At 52.5% G+C, this 19,503-nt stretch carries 21 protein-coding genes and 1 pseudogene; 18 read left to right on the top strand and 4 right to left on the bottom strand.

Translation table 11 applies throughout. The annotated features are described in order from the left end of the window. The first annotated feature begins 211 nt into the window (after positions 1-211). From FBQ85_11170 to FBQ85_11090, 17 genes are all read left to right on the top strand, one after another. Positions 212-691, top strand: coding sequence for a hypothetical protein (locus FBQ85_11170; GenBank protein MDL1875711.1), 480 nt, complete (start codon positions 212-214; stop codon positions 689-691). 5 nt (positions 692-696) lie between these two features. Then, the gene (locus tag FBQ85_11165) at positions 697-891 is read left to right on the top strand and encodes a hypothetical protein (protein ID MDL1875710.1); all 195 of its coding nucleotides are present in this window, start codon (positions 697-699) and stop codon (positions 889-891) included. Between the two features lie 377 nt (positions 892-1,268). After that, positions 1,269-2,207, top strand: a complete 939-nt coding sequence (locus FBQ85_11160; GenBank protein ID MDL1875709.1) for a YicC family protein — start codon at positions 1,269-1,271, stop codon at positions 2,205-2,207. 4 nt (positions 2,208-2,211) lie between these two features. Then, positions 2,212-2,847: a guanylate kinase gene (locus FBQ85_11155; GenBank protein MDL1875708.1), complete on the top strand. Its 636-nt coding sequence runs from the start codon at positions 2,212-2,214 to the stop codon at positions 2,845-2,847. Positions 2,848-3,202: 355 nt separating this feature from the next. Continuing rightward, the gene (locus tag FBQ85_11150) at positions 3,203-3,523 is read left to right on the top strand and encodes a DNA-directed RNA polymerase subunit omega (protein MDL1875707.1); all 321 of its coding nucleotides are present in this window, start codon (positions 3,203-3,205) and stop codon (positions 3,521-3,523) included. Beyond that, positions 3,486-4,760, top strand: a complete 1,275-nt coding sequence (gene coaBC, locus FBQ85_11145) for a bifunctional phosphopantothenoylcysteine decarboxylase/phosphopantothenate--cysteine ligase CoaBC (GenBank protein MDL1875706.1) — start codon at positions 3,486-3,488, stop codon at positions 4,758-4,760. The genes FBQ85_11150 and coaBC overlap by 38 nt, the downstream gene beginning before the upstream one ends. Before the next feature lie 146 nt (positions 4,761-4,906). Beyond that, positions 4,907-6,274, top strand: coding sequence for a replicative DNA helicase (gene dnaB / locus FBQ85_11140; GenBank protein MDL1875705.1), 1,368 nt, complete (start codon positions 4,907-4,909; stop codon positions 6,272-6,274). Positions 6,275-6,335: 61 nt separating this feature from the next. Beyond that, positions 6,336-8,519 carry a bifunctional (p)ppGpp synthetase/guanosine-3',5'-bis(diphosphate) 3'-pyrophosphohydrolase gene (locus FBQ85_11135; protein MDL1875704.1) on the top strand — a complete coding sequence of 728 codons (2,184 nt, stop codon included), beginning with the start codon at positions 6,336-6,338 and terminating at the stop codon, positions 8,517-8,519. Positions 8,520-8,564: 45 nt separating this feature from the next. Beyond that, positions 8,565-8,993, top strand: coding sequence for an integration host factor subunit beta (locus tag FBQ85_11130; protein ID MDL1875703.1), 429 nt, complete (start codon positions 8,565-8,567; stop codon positions 8,991-8,993). A gap of 53 nt (positions 8,994-9,046) precedes the next feature. After that, positions 9,047-9,493 (top strand): Holliday junction resolvase RuvX, encoded by a 447-nt coding sequence (gene ruvX / locus FBQ85_11125; GenBank protein MDL1875702.1) that lies wholly within the window; start codon positions 9,047-9,049, stop codon positions 9,491-9,493. Between the two features lie 9 nt (positions 9,494-9,502). Continuing rightward, positions 9,503-10,513: a Gfo/Idh/MocA family oxidoreductase gene (locus FBQ85_11120; protein ID MDL1875701.1), complete on the top strand. Its 1,011-nt coding sequence runs from the start codon at positions 9,503-9,505 to the stop codon at positions 10,511-10,513. Beyond that, positions 10,510-11,244, top strand: coding sequence for a hypothetical protein (locus FBQ85_11115; protein ID MDL1875700.1), 735 nt, complete (start codon positions 10,510-10,512; stop codon positions 11,242-11,244). The genes FBQ85_11120 and FBQ85_11115 overlap by 4 nt, the downstream gene beginning before the upstream one ends. A gap of 55 nt (positions 11,245-11,299) precedes the next feature. Further along, complete coding sequence (locus FBQ85_11110) at positions 11,300-12,301, top strand: hypothetical protein (protein ID MDL1875699.1); 1,002 nt, start codon at positions 11,300-11,302, stop codon at positions 12,299-12,301. Positions 12,302-12,307: 6 nt separating this feature from the next. Next, a complete protein-coding gene (locus FBQ85_11105; protein ID MDL1875698.1) occupies positions 12,308-12,958 on the top strand; it encodes a hypothetical protein in 651 nt (216 codons plus the stop codon). Positions 12,959-12,974: 16 nt separating this feature from the next. Continuing rightward, positions 12,975-13,829, top strand: coding sequence for an outer membrane protein assembly factor BamD (bamD, locus tag FBQ85_11100; protein MDL1875697.1), 855 nt, complete (start codon positions 12,975-12,977; stop codon positions 13,827-13,829). An 8-nt stretch (positions 13,830-13,837) separates the two neighbouring features. Beyond that, entirely contained in the window at positions 13,838-14,422 is a 585-nt protein-coding gene (gene nadD, locus FBQ85_11095) for a nicotinate (nicotinamide) nucleotide adenylyltransferase (GenBank protein MDL1875696.1), read from the top strand. A gap of 215 nt (positions 14,423-14,637) precedes the next feature. Next, positions 14,638-15,834 carry a glycosyltransferase family 4 protein gene (locus FBQ85_11090; protein ID MDL1875695.1) on the top strand — a complete coding sequence of 399 codons (1,197 nt, stop codon included), beginning with the start codon at positions 14,638-14,640 and terminating at the stop codon, positions 15,832-15,834. A 219-nt stretch (positions 15,835-16,053) separates the two neighbouring features. On the opposite strand, the pseudogene FBQ85_11085 reads toward FBQ85_11090, so the two are convergent. After that, positions 16,054-16,389 (bottom strand): annotated as a pseudogene (locus FBQ85_11085) (1,4-beta-cellobiosidase). A gap of 125 nt (positions 16,390-16,514) precedes the next feature. On the opposite strand from FBQ85_11085, the gene FBQ85_11080 reads away from it, so the two are divergent. Beyond that, on the top strand, positions 16,515-17,021 hold the full coding sequence (locus tag FBQ85_11080; protein MDL1875694.1) for a biotin/lipoyl-binding protein: 507 nt from the start codon (positions 16,515-16,517) through the stop codon (positions 17,019-17,021). 54 nt (positions 17,022-17,075) lie between these two features. Here the strand turns inward: FBQ85_11080 and FBQ85_11075 are convergent, their stop codons facing one another. Genes FBQ85_11075 through FBQ85_11065 form a run of 3 tightly spaced genes read right to left on the bottom strand, consistent with a single transcriptional unit; the run spans position 17,076 to position 17,994 of the window. Further along, the gene (locus FBQ85_11075) at positions 17,076-17,303 is read right to left on the bottom strand and encodes a hypothetical protein (protein MDL1875693.1); all 228 of its coding nucleotides are present in this window, start codon (positions 17,301-17,303) and stop codon (positions 17,076-17,078) included. 36 nt (positions 17,304-17,339) lie between these two features. Further along, on the bottom strand, positions 17,340-17,756 hold the full coding sequence (locus FBQ85_11070) for a putative toxin-antitoxin system toxin component, PIN family (GenBank protein ID MDL1875692.1): 417 nt from the start codon (positions 17,754-17,756) through the stop codon (positions 17,340-17,342). Then, the gene (locus FBQ85_11065; GenBank protein ID MDL1875691.1) at positions 17,740-17,994 is read right to left on the bottom strand and encodes a hypothetical protein; all 255 of its coding nucleotides are present in this window, start codon (positions 17,992-17,994) and stop codon (positions 17,740-17,742) included. The genes FBQ85_11070 and FBQ85_11065 overlap by 17 nt, the downstream gene beginning before the upstream one ends. Between the last annotated feature and the right edge of the window lie 1,509 nt (positions 17,995-19,503).

Here is a 19,503-nt window from a genome sequence, read left to right as displayed (position 1 = left end):
GGTGCCGGCATCGTTGCTGGAAGAAAGGGTTTGAGTTGGGAACAAGCTCGGTTAGGCTTTGATGCTTTGGAGTCATGGCAAAGAGGTCGCATTACGAAGGAAGGAGTGCCTTCTCAAAAGGCTCAGAAACTTGGCTATACTATCGGTGTCAGGCTCCGAAAAGTAGATTAGAATGTGTCTTTGACCATAAATCATCGGAGGTTTTGAAACCATGTGTGCAAAATTTATCGTTTTCACAAAAAGGCGTGAGCTCAGCTTTGTTGTATGCTTAATGCTATTTCTGTTTGGGTGTACCGAGACGATTTATTTGTACCCTCCAGATAAATCACAATGCATCACCGTGATCACCAAAAAGTGGAATGCCCATCGCTATATCATCGCCGGCAAACATCACACCGTACCTGAAAATAACTTTGTTAAATTGGATATCGATAGTGGTGATCGTTATCGGGCGGGTCTCTATGTTTGTTGGAAAAGCGGGCATTACGAGTGGGAAGTTGTGGTTCACAAGGCAGAGATTGTTGAATCAACGTTGGACACGACAAGATTCAGTTTTAGTACGGCATTACCGAAAGATGATAGGGGATTTTCCACTGCGCTAAAGTTTACAAAAGAATGGTGTGAACTGTATGATTTTGAATTGAAGCGAATTATATCTGATAGAGAAGGAACGATTGTTGAATTCAAATAGCTTTTGTGCAAGCGCATGAATTGCTTAAACCCTGGCACGAGCTGCAGGCGGACAGCTCCGAGCGCCTTGATGACATTCCGTGGCTGGTGCCGCGCACGAAGATCGGTCCCGGCAACAACCCCATCACCGTTGACGCCAACGGCCAGTTTGAAAGCACGGTGCTGTTTCAGCAGGGCGAGCATCCCACCTGGAAAAGCTGAACCTTGGCCAATGCGTTGCGCCTGCTCAAACCCCAATACTGGCGTGATTTTTGGAGTCTTCCCTCAAAAAACAGCTAAAATAATGAGCCGGACAAAGCATCCTGTGGCGACCGTGCCAGTATTCTTATGTTCACCTGCTAGGTTATGCCATAAATTTCATCCTTCCCAACCTCACCAAAAATTTCCTAAAAATTGTGTTGTATCTTAGCAGCGCCTTTCGTAAAATCTAAATCGCTTGTAAATTGTAACTTATTGCAAGCTTGAATCGTGCGTAACTTGCGCATGATGCGCGCCGGGTTTCGCGCCATACAAAACTTCAATCAGGCAAATAATCACCGGCGAGACCATCTCTTGATTGTTCCGGTTTTGGCACCTGGATTAAGGACAACAATCTTGCCTTCACTAGAACTATCGTCATACATCGAAACGGGAAGTTCATGATTACGAGCATGACAGGCTACGGTCAGGGAGAATTCAAACGTAATGGTTACGAATCGTTTGTCGAGGTGCGCGCCGTCAACCATCGTTTTTTGGATGTCTCCATGCGCCTGCCGCGTGCGTTGAGCGTTTACGAGGAAACTGTGAAAGAGATGGTGCGGAAATTCGTATCGCGCGGCCGCATCAATCTCGTGGTCAATCTCAAAAGCGAGCGCGACACCGGCCTGGGGCTGCGCTTGGACATGGAAGCAGCCTCCTATCACAAGCAGTTGCTCGAGAAGTTGCGTGACGATCTGGGCCTCTCCGGCGAAGTCACGATCGATCATCTCTTGCATTTTTCCGAAATTCTCACCACCGACAGCAGCGACGAATTGCCCGAGGAAGTTTGGCAAACCGTGGAAAGCGCGATTCAGCAGGCCATGCGAAATCTCAATGACATGCGCCAGCGCGAAGGCCTGGAAATCACCAATGATTTGCGCAGCCGCGTGGAAGCGTTGCAACAGAAACTGGTGATCATTGAAGAACGGTCGATTGCGCGGCGCGGCGAAGAATTTCAGCGGCTTTATCAGCGCGTGAAAGAGATGGTGCAAACCAAAGAGTTGGACGCGAATCGCCTGGAACTGGAGGTGGCCTTGCTCGCCGATCGCGTCGATGTCACCGAAGAATGCACGCGCTTTCGCAGCCACAATACGCTGTTTCTGGAGGCGCTGGCAGAGGAGGCGCCCGCCGGCCGCAAACTCAACTTTTTGCTGCAAGAGATGAATCGTGAGGCCAACACCATTGGCGCCAAGGCCAACGATGCCAAGATTGCGCACCTCGTGGTTGAAATCAAAGAGGAAGTAGAAAAGCTCCGCGAACAAATTCAAAACATCGAGTAATGCCATGCCCATGGATCATGCACGTGCAACTACGGACGGGCAAACCTCTGCTTCCGGATATTTGGTGGTGTTATCGGCGCCTTCCGGCGGCGGAAAAACCACGATTTTGCAGCGTCTGCTGCAAACGAATAGTCCGGATTTCTGCTATTCGATTTCAGCGACCACGCGCAAGCCGCGCGGCAACGAACAACACGGCCGCGAATATTTTTTTCTGAGTGCCGAGGAATTTCAGCAGGGCATTGCGCGCGGCCGCTTTCTCGAATATGCGCTGGTGCATGGCAACATGTATGGCACACCGCGTGAAAACGTCGAAAAATGGCTGGCATTGGGCAAATTCGTGCTGATGGACATCGACGTGCAGGGCGGCATCAACGTCAAGCGCCAGTTGGGGCCGCGCGCAATATTGATTTTCATTCAGCCGCCCTCGCTTGAATTGCTGCGCGAACGGCTGCATGGCCGCAATACGGATTCGCCGGAAGAAATTGCCGCGCGCCTGCAGGCCGCGCATGAGGAGATGGAGGCGGCGAAGGAATATGATCATGTGGTGACGAATTACGATGTGGATGAGACCGTGCAGCGCGTGCTTGAAATTATCGCAAGCTACCGTAAAGCGAACGCCGTGGCCGCGGCCAATGTTTAAGCCACGGATGGACACGGGGCTCCGCGTGGCCGCAACTGAATCTTTTGGCCACGGATGAGCACGGATGAAACGAAATTAGGAGAGCCGTGAAAATCCGTGTCAATCTGTGGTTGATCTTTTGTTTTTAAATTGAAGATTGTTTGAATTTTGGTTTACAGCGTTTTTTAAATGCGTATACAGGATTCGTAGCCCTGCCCCCTTGTGGGGCATTGTTGCAACCGCGAATTTCATGTCTTCAACAGCCGCCCACAAGGGGCGGGGACTACAAACTCTGTTCATCCAAATGAAAAACGCTGTAAAAAGTTAAACACTTCACCAGACGAATAGAACGAATCGATTCAACAGGAGAACATTCATGGTCAGTACCATCCCCTTGGAAGAGCTAGAGAGACATGCCGATAATTTGTATGAAGCGATTGTGGTGATTGCGAAACGCGCGCGCCAGATCAACGACGAGCAAAAACGCTATATCGAGCAGGAATTGGGTTATGACAGCGCTCTCGACAATGTCAATGCCAGCGACACGGACGACGATGTCGAAGAAGTGCGTGACGAACGCGTGAAAGCGCCGGTGAAATTGATCAAGCTGCCGAAGCCGACCTCGATTTCGCTCGACGAAATGGTGGGCGGCAAATTGAATTTCGAATACGCCGAACCCCCCGAGAAGAAAGACTAGGCATGCCGTGCGTTTCACCGGCAAAAAAATCGTGCTCGGCGTCAGCGGCGGCATCGCCTGCTACAAAAGCTGCGAGTTGCTGCGCGAGTTCAAACGCCAGGGTGCAACCGTGCGGGTGATGATGACGCCCAGCGCAACCGAGTTTGTGAGGCCGTTGACGTTTGCGGCGTTGAGCGAGAACCCGGTGCTCACCAACCTGTTTCCCGAGGCCGGGGCCGCCGTCATCGAGCACATCAACTGGTCGCGTTGGGGTGATGTCATCGTGGTTTGCCCGGCAACGGCGAACACGCTGGCGCGGCTGGCGAACGGTTTTGCCGATGAACCGGTGAGCGCCACCATTCGCGCAGCGCGCGTGCCGGTGGTGCTGTGTCCCGCCATGAACTCCGCGATGTGGGACGATGCGCTGGTGCAGCGCAATTTGAAGACGCTGCTCGATGCCGGTTATCGTTGCGTTGCGCCGGAGTTCGGTGATTTAGCCACCACGGCGGAAGGCGCTGGGTGGGGGCGTTTGGCGCGCCTGGAATGGATCCTCGCTGAAGTGCTGGCCGCGCTGCAACCGAGCCAGCCGTTGCAAGGCATGAAAGTGCTGGTCACGGCCGGCCGCACGGAGGAATATCTCGATCCGGTGCGCATGTTGACCAATCCCGCGAGCGGACGCATGGGATTCGCGGTGGCAGAAGCGGCGCGCGCGTTGGGCGCGGAAGTGATTTTGGTGCACGGCCCCACGGAATTGCCGCCGCCGTACCAGGTCAAAACCGTTCCGATAATCAGCGCGCAGCAGATGCGCGATGCGGTACTGGAGTATTACCCGGGCGCACAGGTGTTGGTGATGACGGCCGCAGTTTCGGATTATCGCCCGCGCCAATTTGCCCCGGAAAAAATCAAAAAGGGCGAGGCTGCGGCAATGATCGAGCTGGAAGAGAATGACGATATTCTCAAATTGCTCAGCCGGCAGAAAACGCAAGCGCTGCACGTGGGTTTTGCACTGGAAACCGAGAATGCAATAAAAAACGCGCAGGGCAAATTGCAGCAAAAAGCGCTTGATTTGATTGTATTGAATAACGCCAAAGAAGCCGGAGCGGGTTTCAAGAGTGAAACCAATCATGTGACGTTGATTGATCGCCACGGCGGGATTGAAGCGCTGCCGACGTTGACAAAAGTCGAAGTGGCGTTTGAAATTTTGCAGCGCGTCGTTGCTTTGCAAAAAGAAAAACCTCATGCAATCCTGCAAAAGTAGGACAGGATAATTATTCGGCGAATAATTTTTGATTTTAAATTATTCTGCCGACCCCTCACTCTGTCATAAATATTTTCAGAGTTTGATTCAACGTGGATAACCAAACCTCACAGCGCAAGACGCAACGCGAAGAAAACGGCCGCCCCCTGACCGTCGATCAAATCATTGATCGCCTGCCGCCGCAAGATTTAAATGCGGAAAAAGCCGTTTTAGGCGCGATGCTGCAAGAGAGCAATGCCGTCAGCAAAGCCGTGGAGTTGTTGGAAGATTGGTGTTTCTACACCACCAGCCACCAGTATATTTTTGAGGCGATGCAAGTGCTGTTCGATCGCAATCATCCGATCGACATGCTCACCGTTTCTGCGGAATTGCAGCGCCAGCAGCATCTCGATCAAGCCGGCGGCAATTATTATCTTGCGGAGTTGACCGCAAGCGTGCCCTCTGCGGCCAACGTCGAGTATCATGCGCGTTTGGTGCTGGAGAAGGCCATTCTGCGCCGCTTGATCGGTGTGGCCACAGAGATTTCCTCGGAGGCGTTTGAAGGCAAAGAGCCGGTGGATGATTTGCTGGACAAGGCCGAGCAGCGCATTTTTTCGCTATCCGAGCGCCGCCTGCGCCGCGGCTTTGAGTCCATTAATCCCGTGTTGCACCGCACGTTTGAAACGATTGAAACCTATCATCAGCGCAAGGGCAGCGTGACCGGCGTGGCCACCGGTTTCAAAGATCTGGATGAAATGACTTCCGGGTTTCAAAAATCCGATTTGATCATCATCGCCGGCCGGCCCTCGATGGGCAAGACGGCGTTTTGTTTGAATATCGCGCGCAATGCCGCGATCGATCACAAAGTCGGCGTGGGCATTTTTTCGCTGGAGATGGCGAGTTATCAGCTTGCCCTGCGCTTGCTGTGCAGCGAGGCGAAAGTCAACTCGCATCAAGTGCGCACCGGCAAGCTGCCGCGTGAGCATTTTTCCCGCCTGGCGCACGCGGTGGGCCGCCTGGCGGAAGCGCCGATTTACATTGACGACACGCCCGCGCTGACGGTGATGGAGATTCGCGCCAAAGCGCGGCGGCTGGCGGCGGAGAAACGCGTGGGCATGTTCATTGTGGATTATCTGCAGCTCGTGCGCGGCCCGCGCAGCGTGGAAAGCCGGCAAATCGAAATCTCGTTGATCTCGCAATCGCTCAAAGCGCTGGCCAAAGAGTTGGATGTTCCGGTGATTGCGCTCTCGCAGCTTTCACGCGCGGTGGAACAGCGCGGCGGCGACAAGCGTCCGCAGCTTTCGGATTTGCGCGAATCCGGAGCCATCGAGCAGGACGCGGATATTGTCATGTTCATTTATCGCCCGGGCCAGTACACCCGGGAGCTGAACGACAACACGGCTGAAATCATCATCGGCAAGCAGCGCAACGGCCCCACCGGCACGGTGGAGCTGTTGTTTCACAAAGACAATGTTCGCTTTGCCGATATCGACCGCTTTCATACGGAGAATAATTTTAGCGGAGCGCCGTTTTGAACATCTTGCGGGAAGGGAGGAAGCGAAGCATTGGTTGGATTGATTAACACGAACTGGCACCATGGAAACGCCCAATTTCGAAAAAGATTTCTCGCGCATTTTGCTCAAGCTGAAACGCTACAGCAAGCATCCGATCAACCGCGAGCTGTTGCGACAGGCTTTTGAGTTCAGCCGGGAAGCGCATCGCAATCAACTGCGCAAATCCGGCGCGCCGTATTTTGTGCATTGTGTGGAAGTCGCCAAGATTCTGTGCAATCTGCATATGGATTATGTGACGATCGTCGGCGGTTTGTTGCACGATGTAGTGGAAGATACCGGCGTCTCCATTGAAGAAGTGCGCGACAAGTTCGGCGAAGAGATTGCCGGGCTGGTGGACGGCGTCACCAAAATCTCGGAATTGAAATTCGACAGCGTCGAAGTGCGGCAGGCGGAAAATTTTCGCAAAATGCTGCTGTCGATGGTGAAAGACATTCGCGTCATCTTGATCAAGTTTGCCGATCGTTTGCACAACATGCGCACGATCGAGTATTTGCCGGAGAAGAAACAGCGCCGCATTGCGCTCGAGACGCGCGAAATCTATGCGCCGCTGGCGCACCGTCTGGGCATCGCCAAAATGCGCTGGGAGCTTGAAGATCTGGCGTTCAAAACCCTCGCGCCGCAGGCCTATTGGAATCTCGTCAACAAAATTGCGGAAAAACGCGAAGAGCGTGAAGCCTACATCAATCGCTTCACGGCGCCCATCCGCGCCGCGCTCAGAGATTCCGGGATTACGGCAAAAATTACGGGACGCCCGAAACACCTGTACAGCATTTTTCTCAAAATGTTGAATCGTGACAAATCCTTCGAAGAAATCTTCGATTTGCTCGCGGTGCGTATCGTGGTTAAACGCACGGAAGACTGCTATTTCGTGCTGGGAATCGTGCACAATCAGTTTACCCCGGTGGCGGAACGCTTCAAAGATTATATTGCCACGCCGAAATCCAATTTGTATCAATCGCTGCACACCACGGTGTTTGGCGCGGACGGCAAAATGGTCGAGATTCAAATTCGTACGGAAGACATGCACCGCACCGCGGAGGTGGGCGTGGCGGCGCATTGGCGCTATAAAGAAGGCAAGCAAAAAGCCAATGAGCTGGACAAGCAGCTCACCTGGCTGCGCCAAATGCTGGAGTGGCAGCATGACACCGATGATCCGAAAGAGTTCATGGAAAATCTTCGGATCGATTTGTTTCAAGACGAGGTTTTTGTTTTTACGCCCAAGGGCCGCCTTCACAAATTGCCGCTGGGCAGCACGCCGGTGGATTTTGCGTTTGCCGTGCATACGGATATCGGCATTCATTGCATTGGCGCGAAAGTGAACGGCCGCATCGTTCCGCTGAATTATAAACTGAAAAGCGGCGACACGGTGGAGATCATCACCAGCGCGAATCAACGGCCCAACAAGGATTGGATCAAGTTCGTGCAAACCTCGAAGGCGCGCGCCAAAATCAAGCGCTGGCTGAAAGAGTCGATGGTGGAGCAAAGCCAGAAGCTTGGCGAGGAAATGCTGGAACGCATGTTCAAGCGCGTGCACGTCAGCAAGAACGATATTGATCTTGATGAAGTGGCGCCGCTTTTGGGATGCCACGATGCCACGGACTTGCACGCGGCTGTCGGGCGCGGCGATATTTCCGCGCAAAGCGTCGTGGCCAAGATTCTTCCGGAGGAAGCAGAAAGCGAAGAATCCAAGAGCATCTTCAAAAAGATTATTGATAAAGCGCGCGGCGTCTCGAAGGGCGTGCGGGTGCAGGGGTTGGATAATTTGTTGATCAATTTCGGCAAATGCTGCCAGCCCGTGCCCGGCGACCGGATTCTCGGCTTTTTGAACCAGGGCCGCGGCGTGGTGGTGCATCGTTCGGACTGCAAAAACATTCTGCGCTTGTTGGAGAATCCCGAGCGCCGCGTCGAAGTGCAGTGGGATGTCGAGCCGAACAAGCATTTCATGGTGCGCTTGCAGTTGCTCGGTGAAGATCGCAAACATTTTCTGCGCGATGTGAGCGACTCGATATCACAAACCGACACCAACATCGTCAGCATCGAAATGCGCGCGGAAGATGCGATCGTCCATAGCAATATTATCATCGAAGTCAAAAATTTGCAGCATCTCACGCGCGTCACCAGCCGCATCAGCAAAGTCAACGGCGTGTTCAGTGTGGAACGCGTAGGCGGTACCGATGAATTGATCGCTCAGGAGGAAGTTTACTGACCTGCCGGCGAGAGTCGTATCAACGCAAAATGAGGAGCGGTTTTTATGAAAAGTACCATCACCAAAAAAGACGTGGCAAAGCGAACGGCGAAAATCGTCAACGAAAAGATCTATCTAACCGAAAAAGTCGTTGACGGCGTGTTCACGGCGTTGCGCGAGTTCATGGAACAAGCCAACCCGGAAATTCGCATCGAGATACGCGATTTTGGCGTTTTCGAAGTTAAAACCACGAAACCGAAACCCAAAGCGCGCAATCCCAAAACCGGCGAAATTATCTACGTCCCGGCCCGCCGCAAAACGCATTTCAAAGCCGGCAAACTGCTCAAAGAAGTCTTGAAGCAGCCGTTGACCGATTTGCCGCCGCGCAACGAAGACGGCAAGGAAGATTGGGAAGATTGGGAAGAGGAGGAAGAGGATTGGGAGGACGAGGATGAAAGCGAAGACAAAGCCGAAGAATCCGAAAAATCCAATTGACGGCGTGCGCACGAAAAGCGTGCACCGCTAACATCATTTGAGCATTCTCTTTTATGACGACTCTTCCTCCGGCGCCGCCCGGCCAAAAGGTTCTCGCATTGGATTACGGCCAGCGCCGCGTGGGCGTGGCCGTGAGCGACGCCTTGCATTTGATGGCGCACGGGCGTGAGACATTGCTGTTCAAATCCAAACGTGACTTGTTTGAACGTTTGCGCCGGCTCATGCAGGACGAGCAAGTGGGCCTGGTCGTGGTGGGCTTGCCGCGCCATTTGAACGGCGACGACAGCGACATGACGAAAATCGTGCGAACGTTCATCCACGAATTGGAACAGCAAACGCAAGTGCCGGTGGTGGCGTGGGACGAGCGTTGGTCGAGCAAGCAAGCGGCACGCACCCTGGCGGAAAGCGGCGCGCGCCGCCAGCGTAAGGAGTTGATCGACCAGCTCGCGGCGGTATTGATTTTACAAAGTTATTTGGATCGCGTCAAAATTAACTCTTGAATCCTGGCTATGAGAACGATCAGACTCGCGGTTATCGGCGCCGGCGGCATTGCCCAAGTCGCACACATTCCGTTGTGGAAAAAATTGCCGGGCGTCGATCTCGTGGCAGTGTGTGACACCAATCTGGCGCGCGCCAAAGCCGTGGCGGAACGCTACGACATCCCGCAATTTTTTACGAAAGATGATGACGTCCTGAAGCTCGATGACGTCGATGCCATCGACATTTGCGCGCCGACACATATGCACATGCCGCTGGCGATTGCTTCCTTGTCCGCCGGCAAGCATGTGCTGGTGGAAAAGCCGATCGCGCGTACGCTGGAGGAAGGCGAGAAAATGGTGCAAGCCGCCAAACGCTATCAGCGGCGCCTGATGGTGGCAATGAATGTGCGCTTTCGCCGCGATGCCATCAATATGAAATCGTTTATCGACGCGGGCGAGTTGGGCGAGGTGTTTTACGCCAAGTGCGGCTGGCTGCGCCGGCAGGAAAAATGGGCGGAAGCCTCCTGGCTGTATCAAAAGCAATATTCCGGCGGCGGCGTTTTGATGGATTTGGGTGTGCAGATGCTCGATCTTGCGCTCTGGCTGTTTGGAAATAAAAAAGCAAAAGCGGTAAAAGCCACGACCTACAACAATGTTTCCAAGCTGGAAGTCGAGGATGTCGCGACCGCGTTCGTGCATCTTGAAGACGGCAGCACGCTCACGCTGGAAGTGAGTTGGACGTTTCTGACGCCGGAAGACGAGCTGTACGCCAGCTTTTTCGGCACGCAGGGTGGGGCCATGATGAACCCGCTGCGCATCATGAAGGAAATGCACGGCAATCTTGTCAACCTGACGCCGCACGTCGATGACAAACCCATGTCGCGTTACAAGCGTTCGTACAGCAACGAACTGCGCCACTTCATCAAATGTTTGCGGGACGACACGCCGATGCTCTCCAGCGGGGAAGAAAGCCTGGATCGCATGCGCATCATCGAAGCGATGTATGAGTCTGCCCGGCTGGGAAAAGAGGTAGAGCTTTGAGGTCACGCAATATCGTATTGTGTTTGCTCTCGGCCGCCCCACTGACGCTGGCATTCCCACCTTTTCGCCTGGGTTTCTTGGCTTATTGGGCGCTCATTCCGTTTTTGTTCTTATTGGCAGATAAAGAAGCCGGCGCCGCAATGCGCTGGGGTGTTTTCTTTGGGTTGTTATCGAGTATCATGGGGATTTTTATGACCGGGCGGATCGGGCTGTTTTCCGATTTCTACAAGATGATGATTCATGCGCTTTCGTTTGCCTTGTTCGCCGTGCTCGTGCTGCTGTGGCGCCGGCGCTGGCCGTTTGGTTATCTCATGGCCGTACCGTTTTTATGGGCGGCCATCGAGTATGTCAAAGCGCTGATCAACCCCGATTATGCCTGGCTGGCGTTGGGTTACACACAAAACTATTATCTCAAGCTGATGCAATACACGCCGTCCATCGGCGTTTACCTGGTGTCTTTCTGGGTGGTGTCGCTTAACACGATTTTGTTTGCCATGTGGCAACGCCGGAGCGAAGCGCGTTGGCTTGCCGGCCTGGGCGCGCTGCTGGTGCTGGTCTGCGCCGCGCCCTACACGTTCAGCCGCCTGCTCGCGCCCGAGCCGCGCCCATTGCAAGAACAGCAAATTGAAGTTCGTCAATTCAGCAAAGTGAAAGCAAGTGTTCCGTTACGTCTGCGTTTCCGAAGATATCCTGAATCTGCAACAACCTTTGCAACCGCCGTTGCGCTCTAAGCAGCAGATCCGCCGTCTTTTTTACCGATGCTTGTGCTTTGCCGCTTTAGCGCTGTTGATTTTTTTTGAAAATGGATTTGCGCAACCGAAAAACTCTTATATTGCCGTCAACACGCTGATTGCGCGGCCCCTGGCAATGGGGGGCGCATTCCTTGCCGTTGACGATGATCTGGCGGCAAGCCTGTATAATCCCGCCAATCTTGGCGGCGGAAGCAAAACGCGCGCGTTTTCCTTCCAGCTCTTTCTCAATCCGTTGACGCCCGGTTTGGCGCTCGCTCGCCGGGAAGATTTTTACAATCACTCGACGTCGGCAAGCGCGCAAGCATTCGCGACTCTTGGGCTATTGATCAAAGGCTTGACGCTGCGCGCCGGCCCGTTCGAAGTGGGCGCAATTCTCGCGGAACAAACCACGAATGAGATTGCAATCGCCGCCTCCGATTTGTTCGAGGTCAACGATTATCTTGACAATCAATACAGCGTGCTGGCGTTGCGCATGCGCCTGGCGGAACGCGTGGCTTTGGGCGGAAGCCTCGGGCTTTATTATCAAAGCCTCGCACGAAAACAACGCGAATGGCAACTGCGCGCCTCGTATGGCATTACCATCGCGCCGTGGCCGAACGTTTTGTTGGGCGTGAGTTATTTAACCATGCCGGTCACGCCCAATGGCGGCTATCGCAATCATCCGGAACGATTCGTCAACGGCAGCGTTAATATCGGTATGAGTTTCAGACCGTACCCGGGCACAATCATCGCGGCGGATATACGCAATCTTGTCGAAGATGAAAACAAAAACGAGATGGTGCGTGAACCGCATTTCGGAATTGAGCAAAATCTGTTTTCCGTGCTGGCGCTGCGCGGCGGGGCGTTTTGGAAAAGTGAAGACGAACGGCTGGCCTATACGCTGGGGTTTGGATTGATTGATTCGGCGAAGCTGTTGCTCGGCAATCCCCGCGGCGCATTGCCCAATTGGTTGCTGAATTACGGCGCTGTCGTGGAAAAGGACAACGCCGGCCAACGACGATGGATTCACGCGCTCACAGTTGGAATTCGTATTTAATTCGAAATGACAATTCTGCGCAGCCACTTCAAAAGCCTGGCATTGGTTTCATTTTTATTGATTCTCGCTGAAGCTAATGCGCAAACACCGGCAAATAATCTGCGGTTGTTGCAGGAGATTTTTCGCAAATGTGCAGCGCAGGCTGTTGCCGCCCTTCATGCGGAAACGGATTCCGTGGCGATCGTTGCGCATTCGAGCGCCGGTGAAAATAGTCCGGAGCGGCTTTTACACCATGCTGTGGTTGACGTCCTGCAAAGCAAAAAAGGCCTCAGCGTTTTTGAGGAAACCAACGTCTTAACGGGGGTGGCAGTTCGTTACAAACTGCTGCACTGTGATTTGACTTACAGCAAATTGCCGGGGGGCTTGCTGGGCGGGCTGAAGCGCGCCCGCGCCGAGCGCGCGGTAAGCGTGTCGGTCGACTTTGATATTCATCAGCAAGAATCGGGCAAGATTTATTGGCAGGGGATTCTTGCAGAATCGCGCAAAGATACTATTGATGTCAACGAAATCGCGTCGCTGGAAAATTTGGCCATGCCGTTCACAACCGGGCGCTGGCTGCAACGCGATAATGCCCGGCGCCGCTGGGTTGAGCCGTTCATTTTAGCCGCCGCCACCGGCGCTGCTATTTATACTTTTTACACCTTGAGAAGCCAATAGCATAGGATCTTGTATAATGTTGATGCTGACCAACGTTCACCTTCCCAAACGTATTCTTGCGGCCTGTTTGTACACCGGCTTTTTTCTCCTGGCCGGTCTCGCGGCATGCGGCGGTAACAAGTTGCGCGCCAACCTGACGACGGAAGAGCGCCTCGCTTACGCCATGCAACTTTTTCAAAAAAAGAACTATTTTGATGCGCGCACGCAATTTCGCATTGTCACACTGAACGCGCCCGGCAGCACCATCGTCGATCAGGCGCAATATTACCTTGGCGAATGCCATTACGAGATGGACGAGCTTATCACAGCGGCCGCCGAATACGAAAAACTGCTGCGCTTGTACCCGCAAAGCGAATACCTCGACGATGCGCAATACAAACTCGGTATGTGTTATTTCCGGCTATCGCCCAAAGCCGATCTCGATCAAAAGTACACCTGGCGCGCCATCGAAGAATTTCAACGCTTCCTGGATGATTTCCCCCGCAGTGATTTGAAAGACGAGGTGGTCGAGAAACTCAATGCCACACGCAATAAACTCGCCAAAAAGGAATACGGCGTCGCCGATCTCTATCGCCGCATGGCTTATTATGAAGCTGCGCTGGTTTATTTCGACGAAGTCATCAACCGGTTTTATGACACGAAATACTATGAGCCGGCGCTGTTCCACAAAGCCGAAATCCTGGTGAAGCTCGATCGTTACGACGAAGCCAAAGGCACGTTGAGTTTGTTGTTTGAAAAGTATCGCCAGGAACGTGAGCGCGCGCAAGCAGCCAACGCCGCTGCCGGCGCGCCAAAATACGAACAGCGCGCGCAGAATTTGCAAAAATTTTTGGAGGGAAAAATGGCAACCAATGGCCAGGCCCAAAATTAGGGGCGCGCATGCGGCTCGGCATTTTCGGCGGAACATTCGATCCGGTTCATCTCGGCCATTTAATCATTGCCGAGACTGCCTGCACGGAATTGCAGCTCGAGACCGTGCTGTTCGTGCTCGCGCCGAATCCGCCGCATAAGAATTCCGAACAACTCACCGACGTTTCGCATCGCCTTGCGATGTTGCAACTAGCGCTGGCGGGCAATCCGCGCTTCACCATTTCCACCATGGAGTTGCAACGCCCGGGCCCGTCTTACACCGTTGATACACTCCACACCCTCAAAACCCTGCCCGAATATCATGAGGCTATATTTCATTTGATCATTGGCGCCGACAGTTTGCGGGATTTTCACAAATGGCGCGCGCCGGAAATGATCATGCAGCTTGCCAAGCTTGTTGTTTATCCGCGGGCCGAGGATATGGCCGGTTTTGCAGGTTCGCCGTTGGTGAAATCATATCATTTACTGAGTGGCTGTGTGATCGGAATTTCGTCGACCGACATACGGCATAAGATTAAAAATAACATATCAATACGATACCTGGTTCCAGACGCGGTGCAGCAATATATTGAGGCGCAAGGCCTTTACAAATAGTGCTTGCTTTTTGAAAGTCGATGGTTTATCTTGCGCCCTGCAAAAAAGATAGGCAGCTTGAGATTAAGCACTTAGCTAGTGTTCAAAAAGATCGGCTCGCGCTTGCCGGCTGGTTGTAAACAAAAACGAATGCGATTTTTTTCGATAACAGATGCGCCGACCATCTGATGATGAGCAGCGAAATTTTTCAATTGCCTACTTAACGCGGTTCCATCATGGCAACGATTCTGCAAATCTGTACCTCGCAATCATGGGGAGGTATGGAGATGCACGTGAGTTATTTGTCTCAGCACCTGGCGAACCGTGGTCATCGCATATTGCCGTTGTGTACGCCCGGCTCTCCACTTGACAACGATTTTAAGAAACGCGGCTTTGCGCCGCACCATCTCAGCCTGGGAGGATACTTCCATCCGCGAGCGATCCTCAAGCTTTTACAATTGCTGCGCACGGAACGAGTCGAGATTGTTCACGCGCACTATTCTCGCGATTTGTGGACGATCGTCCCGGCGCTCGCCCGGCGTGACTTACCCCACATCGCCCTGGTGCTGACCAAACACATCGGCACGCAAAAGCCGAAACGTGATCTTTTACATCGCTTGATTTATCGCCGCGTCGATTACCTCATTGCCATTTCCGAGGTTATTCGCGCCAATCTCCTGGCCACACATCCGGTCACGGCTGAGAAAGTTGGCGTCGTGCATCATGGCGTTGATCTTGAAGAATTTTCGCCCGAACGCCATAATCGAGAGGCGGTGCGGGCCGAGTTGGGCTGGCCGGATGAACTGGTGTTTGGCATCGTCGGGCGCCTGCAGATCAGCAAGGGCTATTTGGAGTTTTTGGAGATGGCGCGCCGGATTCGGCAGGCCGTGCCGCACGCGCGTTTTCTGCTGATCGGTGAAGCCAGTCGCGGTGAAGAAGCAGAGGCCCGGCACATTTTGCAAAAAATTGACGCGCTTGATCTGCGCAGCGCAACTCAATGCCTCGGTTTTCGCAAAGATGTTGCACGCCTGCTCTCGGCAATGGATATTTTTGTGTTTCCCTCTCATGCAGAAGCCTTTGGCCTGGTGTTGATCGAGGCCATGGCCATGGGAAAAGCAGTGATCTCGTCGAACTGTGACGGCGTGTTGGATATTGTCAAGCATGGAGAAACCGGGGTATTGGTTCCTCCCAAAGAAATTGAAGCCTTAACCCAAGCCGGCCTGGCGTTGGCGGAGAATCCTGCTCTGCGAAACAAACTGGCATGGGCGGCCAGACAACATGTGAGGGCAGCTTTTTCATTGCCCGGCATGTTGGCAAATATTGAGTTGATTTATAATAAGTTAACTCACACAAACGGAATGATCATGGCTGGCGACGTGCAAGCGGCAGAAAATGCCTCATGTGAATGCGCGCCTGAAGCGTCGTGCCAGTAGTTTATCCTAAGGCGGACACAGCGAATCTGAAACTATGAAGGAGATGAGCATGCAACTGAAATTGAATACGCAAGACCTAAGCTCCGACCACGTTTTTACCGGTTCGTTGGCGGAGCTGATGAGCATTGCGGCAAGTCATTCGCTCTTCCGCCTCGAGAACACTGACCTGAAGCCGACGGGCGAGCTTGCGTTGCAGCCAATCAAGCTCGGCCCCAAGGACGACGATGACGAGTGGGACGAGGAGGAGGACGACGAGTTGGATGATGAAGAGCTTGGTGACGAAGAACTCGGCGAAGATGAGGCGGAAGAGGGTGAAGAGGGTGAAGAAGATGACGCCGATCTTGATGAAATAGACGAAGACGGTGAAGAAGAGTTGGAAGAAGATTTTGAAGAATGGGACGATGAAGAAGAATGGGAAGATGATGAAGATTGGGAAGACGGCGATGAGGAAGAAGATGATTTAGATGAAGAAGAGGAGGAAGAAGAAGAGGAGGAAGATGACTGGGACGATGAAGAGGACTGGGACGACGAAAACCTCGACGATGATGAGGAGGAAGATTCGTTTGACTGGGGCGACCGCGACGAGTGGAATTGAACCTGAACCGTTTTCATAAAACTGAAACCACGTTTCACGCGAGTCTTCATCAGGCGCGCTGAACGTGGTTTTATTTTCCGGCGTTATGACTCTTTCCGTCACCATCGGCGAACATTCTTTCTCAATCAAGAACATTAACCTAGCTGAACATACGGCTGACGTGAACGGCACGCCCGTGCGTTTTGATTTTAAGCACATTCACGGCGAGCTGTATTCACTGCTGGTCAACGATCGTTCTTATTCCGTGCAGATCAACAGCGCTGACGGCGCAGATGAAATTCGCGTGGGGCCGCATATCTTCAACGCGGTTGTTGAAGATGCGCAGAGTTTGGCGTTGCGACGTTTGAAGACTCAAGCCCAGCCGGCAAACTCCGATGTCATTATCAAAGCGCCCATGCCGGGATTGATCACCAGAATTTTAACAGCGCCGGGCGAGACGGTAAGAGCAGGCCAGGCGTTAATTGTCATCGAAGCCATGAAAATGGAAAATGAGTTGAAAGCGCCCAGCGACGGCGTGATTGCAGAAGTACTGGCGGAAGCGCAGTCTCCGGTCGACAAGGGCGCAGTGCTGATCAAGATCAAAAGTGCGTAACATTTTTTGCATCTTAGTAACAAAGGGCATCTCAGGCTGGGATGCCCTTTGTGTTTAGGTCGGTTTACGTGACTCAAAAAACTCAACGCCGAAGGCGTTACCGGGTGACAAAATCTCGAATTTCAGAGGACGCTGAAGGCGTTCAACAAAAAGCCGCGCCATTTTGTTGAATCCCTTCAGGATTCTTGCGGGCACGGCCGTTTCCCGAGGGTGCGCTGCGCGCGACCCCTCGGCTTTGGTGTGGAATGCCTGCGGCGTATTCGGTAAAATGGCAAAGGGCATCCCGAATGGGGATGCCCTTTGTTTTTGGGGTGCAAATCACTTTGAAATTTGCTTGAGCAACTGATTTGCGGTGAGAATCGGCATGTTGCGAAAGTTGCTCAAATTCAAGAGATGATTGTCCCCTGAAACGATTGCGTCGGCATGCGCTGCAACTGCACATTCCAAAACTGAATTATCGTCAGGATCGTCTATGATTATTGAAATGAAATCGGCGGGTTTGATTATTTTCGCCAAGGCGGCATACCCCATGACAAGGTCATTTGAATCTACCTCAGCCGCTGCAAGCCGTTCTGCGAATTTTTCGCGGAAAAGAACATCACTCAGCTCGGCAAGCAAAGCAGGGCTGGTGTAGAGATCGATCAACTGAGCCCTGGCAGCATCAAGCAATTGCCGTGGTGCGCCGCGCCAGAAAAGCCCGGAAACCACGATGTTCGTGTCAGCGACGACTCGCATGAGAAGGATTTCTGGCCATTCGTGTGGCTTGAATTTCGGCTTCTACTTCGGCTTCGGTAAGAATGGGCGCGTCGAGGTTCGATAGTTTGTTTACCGCGTCAAATAAACGATCGACCCGGCGCCGGCGCAGTTCCTCTCGTATAAGTTTCTCGATCGCAGAAGGCTCGAATAATCCAGTAGCCGAGGCCTCGTTGGCGAGACTGTCAGGCAACTGCAAGGTGATGGTCGTTTGACTCATATGTTTTCCTTCGTTTTGACGGAATCAAAATACATTTCTTCGGGTTAAGAATCAAGGGCGGTGATGAATGATACTCATTCCAGCTTTAGTTGAATCCCTTCAGGATTCTTGCGCTCGTGGCCGTTTTCCGAGGGTGCGCTGCACGCGACCCTCGGTTTTGCTGTGGAACGCCTGCGGCGTATTTGTTAAATTGGCAAAGGGCATCTCGGATTGGGATGCCCTTTGTGTTTGATGCGATTTACTTGACTCAAAAAACTCAACGCCGAAGGCGTTACACTCCTCAGCCCAGGGTGTGTCCAGGCACTGGACACACCCTGGGTAACAAAACCTCCAATTCAAAGAACGCTGAAGGCGTTCAACAAAAAGCCGCATCATTTTGTTGAATCCCTTCAGGATTCTTGCGGTCGCGGCCGTTTCCCGAAGGTGCGCTGCACGCGACCCTCGGCTTTGGTGTGAAACGCCTTCGGCGTATTCGATAAAATGGCAAAGGGCATCCCGAATGAGGATGCCCTTTGTATTTTCGGCCCGTTGCATAGCTTTCACAGATTCAAAAACTCAACGCCGAAGGTGTTACAGACCTCAGCCCAGGGTTTGTCCAGGCACTGGACACACCCTGGGTAACAAAATCTCGAATTTTAAAGAACGCTGAAGGCGTTCAACAAAAAGCCGCACCATTTTGTTGAATCCCTTCAGGATTCTTGCAGGCGCGGCCGTTTTCCGAGGGTGCGCTGCGCGCGCCCCTCGGCGCTGGTGTGGAACGCCTGCGGCGTATTCGATAAAATGGCAAAGGGCATCTCGATTCGAAATGCCCTTTGTCTAGCTATTCGTTACTATTTCTTCTCCTCGCTTAAGAATCTGATCTCCTTAGGTTTAGCAGACTCCTGCACCTTCTTTGTTTTTGGTTCAGCAGGTAGCACAGGTTCATGCTTTTGTGAAGGTGAAGCCGGCCTCACACTCACCGTGGTCTTTGTCGAGTCATCTTTGTCTTTTTTGTCTTTTGCCATTGTAATCTCCTTGAAGTTGACAATTTCAATTCTCTGAACCTTTGGAGATGAATTGTAATGTGTTGCAAAAAATGGAAATGCTGTTATTCCAATTAGAACCACCGCCGTCATAATTGAAATTGAACTTTTGCGAAAATATGCAGCCTTTTTGTCATTGTTTTCTGAGTTTGTTGTAGCGCATTTACAGTATTGCTTAAGGAGCAGACTCAAGAATTTTTCTTGAATGTCGACTCGTGTTTTCTTGCCAGCTTCGCTATTGAACTTCTGAAGTTCATTTACATAATTGTCAATATCCGCAGTTGAAGATACGTACTCATAGCCGTAGCCGGTGTAAGTTTTGAAAATTAAGTAAACTGAAAGTATTATGCTCACAACAGAGCATGAAAGAAAAAAATAGAAAATTATCGGCCAGTTATCATTGGCAGCTAAAGATGGAAGATTGTTGATGAAGAAAGATACAGCTCCAATTGAAAGAGCAACAATCGTCATTGGAAGATGAACGTTT

It is taken from the genome of Cytophagia bacterium CHB2 (genome assembly GCA_030263535.1).
Classification (GTDB): Bacteria; Zhuqueibacterota; Zhuqueibacteria; order Zhuqueibacterales; family Zhuqueibacteraceae; genus Coneutiohabitans.
Note: the sequence above shows the minus strand (reverse complement) of the source record. Positions and strands in the feature narration are given on the sequence as shown.

Excerpts from the sequence above, each read along its gene's own strand:
- FBQ85_11170 (MDL1875711.1), top strand. The coding sequence starts at position 212 with ATGTGTGCAAAATTTATCGTTTTCACAAAAAGGCGTGAGCTCAGCTTT.
- FBQ85_11155 (MDL1875708.1), top strand. The coding sequence starts at position 2,212 with ATGCCCATGGATCATGCACGTGCAACTACGGACGGGCAAACCTCTGCT.
- FBQ85_11150 (MDL1875707.1), top strand. The coding sequence starts at position 3,203 with ATGGTCAGTACCATCCCCTTGGAAGAGCTAGAGAGACATGCCGATAAT.
- FBQ85_11135 (MDL1875704.1), top strand. The coding sequence starts at position 6,336 with ATGGAAACGCCCAATTTCGAAAAAGATTTCTCGCGCATTTTGCTCAAG.
- FBQ85_11130 (MDL1875703.1), top strand. The coding sequence starts at position 8,565 with ATGAAAAGTACCATCACCAAAAAAGACGTGGCAAAGCGAACGGCGAAA.
- ruvX (MDL1875702.1), top strand. The coding sequence starts at position 9,047 with ATGACGACTCTTCCTCCGGCGCCGCCCGGCCAAAAGGTTCTCGCATTG.
- FBQ85_11120 (MDL1875701.1), top strand. The coding sequence starts at position 9,503 with ATGAGAACGATCAGACTCGCGGTTATCGGCGCCGGCGGCATTGCCCAA.
- FBQ85_11105 (MDL1875698.1), top strand. The coding sequence starts at position 12,308 with ATGACAATTCTGCGCAGCCACTTCAAAAGCCTGGCATTGGTTTCATTT.
- bamD (MDL1875697.1), top strand. The coding sequence starts at position 12,975 with ATGTTGATGCTGACCAACGTTCACCTTCCCAAACGTATTCTTGCGGCC.
- nadD (MDL1875696.1), top strand. The coding sequence starts at position 13,838 with ATGCGGCTCGGCATTTTCGGCGGAACATTCGATCCGGTTCATCTCGGC.
- FBQ85_11090 (MDL1875695.1), top strand. The coding sequence starts at position 14,638 with ATGGCAACGATTCTGCAAATCTGTACCTCGCAATCATGGGGAGGTATG.
- FBQ85_11080 (MDL1875694.1), top strand. The coding sequence starts at position 16,515 with ATGACTCTTTCCGTCACCATCGGCGAACATTCTTTCTCAATCAAGAAC.
- FBQ85_11075 (MDL1875693.1), bottom strand. The coding sequence starts at position 17,303 with ATGCCCTTTGCCATTTTACCGAATACGCCGCAGGCATTCCACACCAAA.
- FBQ85_11070 (MDL1875692.1), bottom strand. The coding sequence starts at position 17,756 with ATGCGAGTCGTCGCTGACACGAACATCGTGGTTTCCGGGCTTTTCTGG.
- FBQ85_11065 (MDL1875691.1), bottom strand. The coding sequence starts at position 17,994 with ATGAGTCAAACGACCATCACCTTGCAGTTGCCTGACAGTCTCGCCAAC.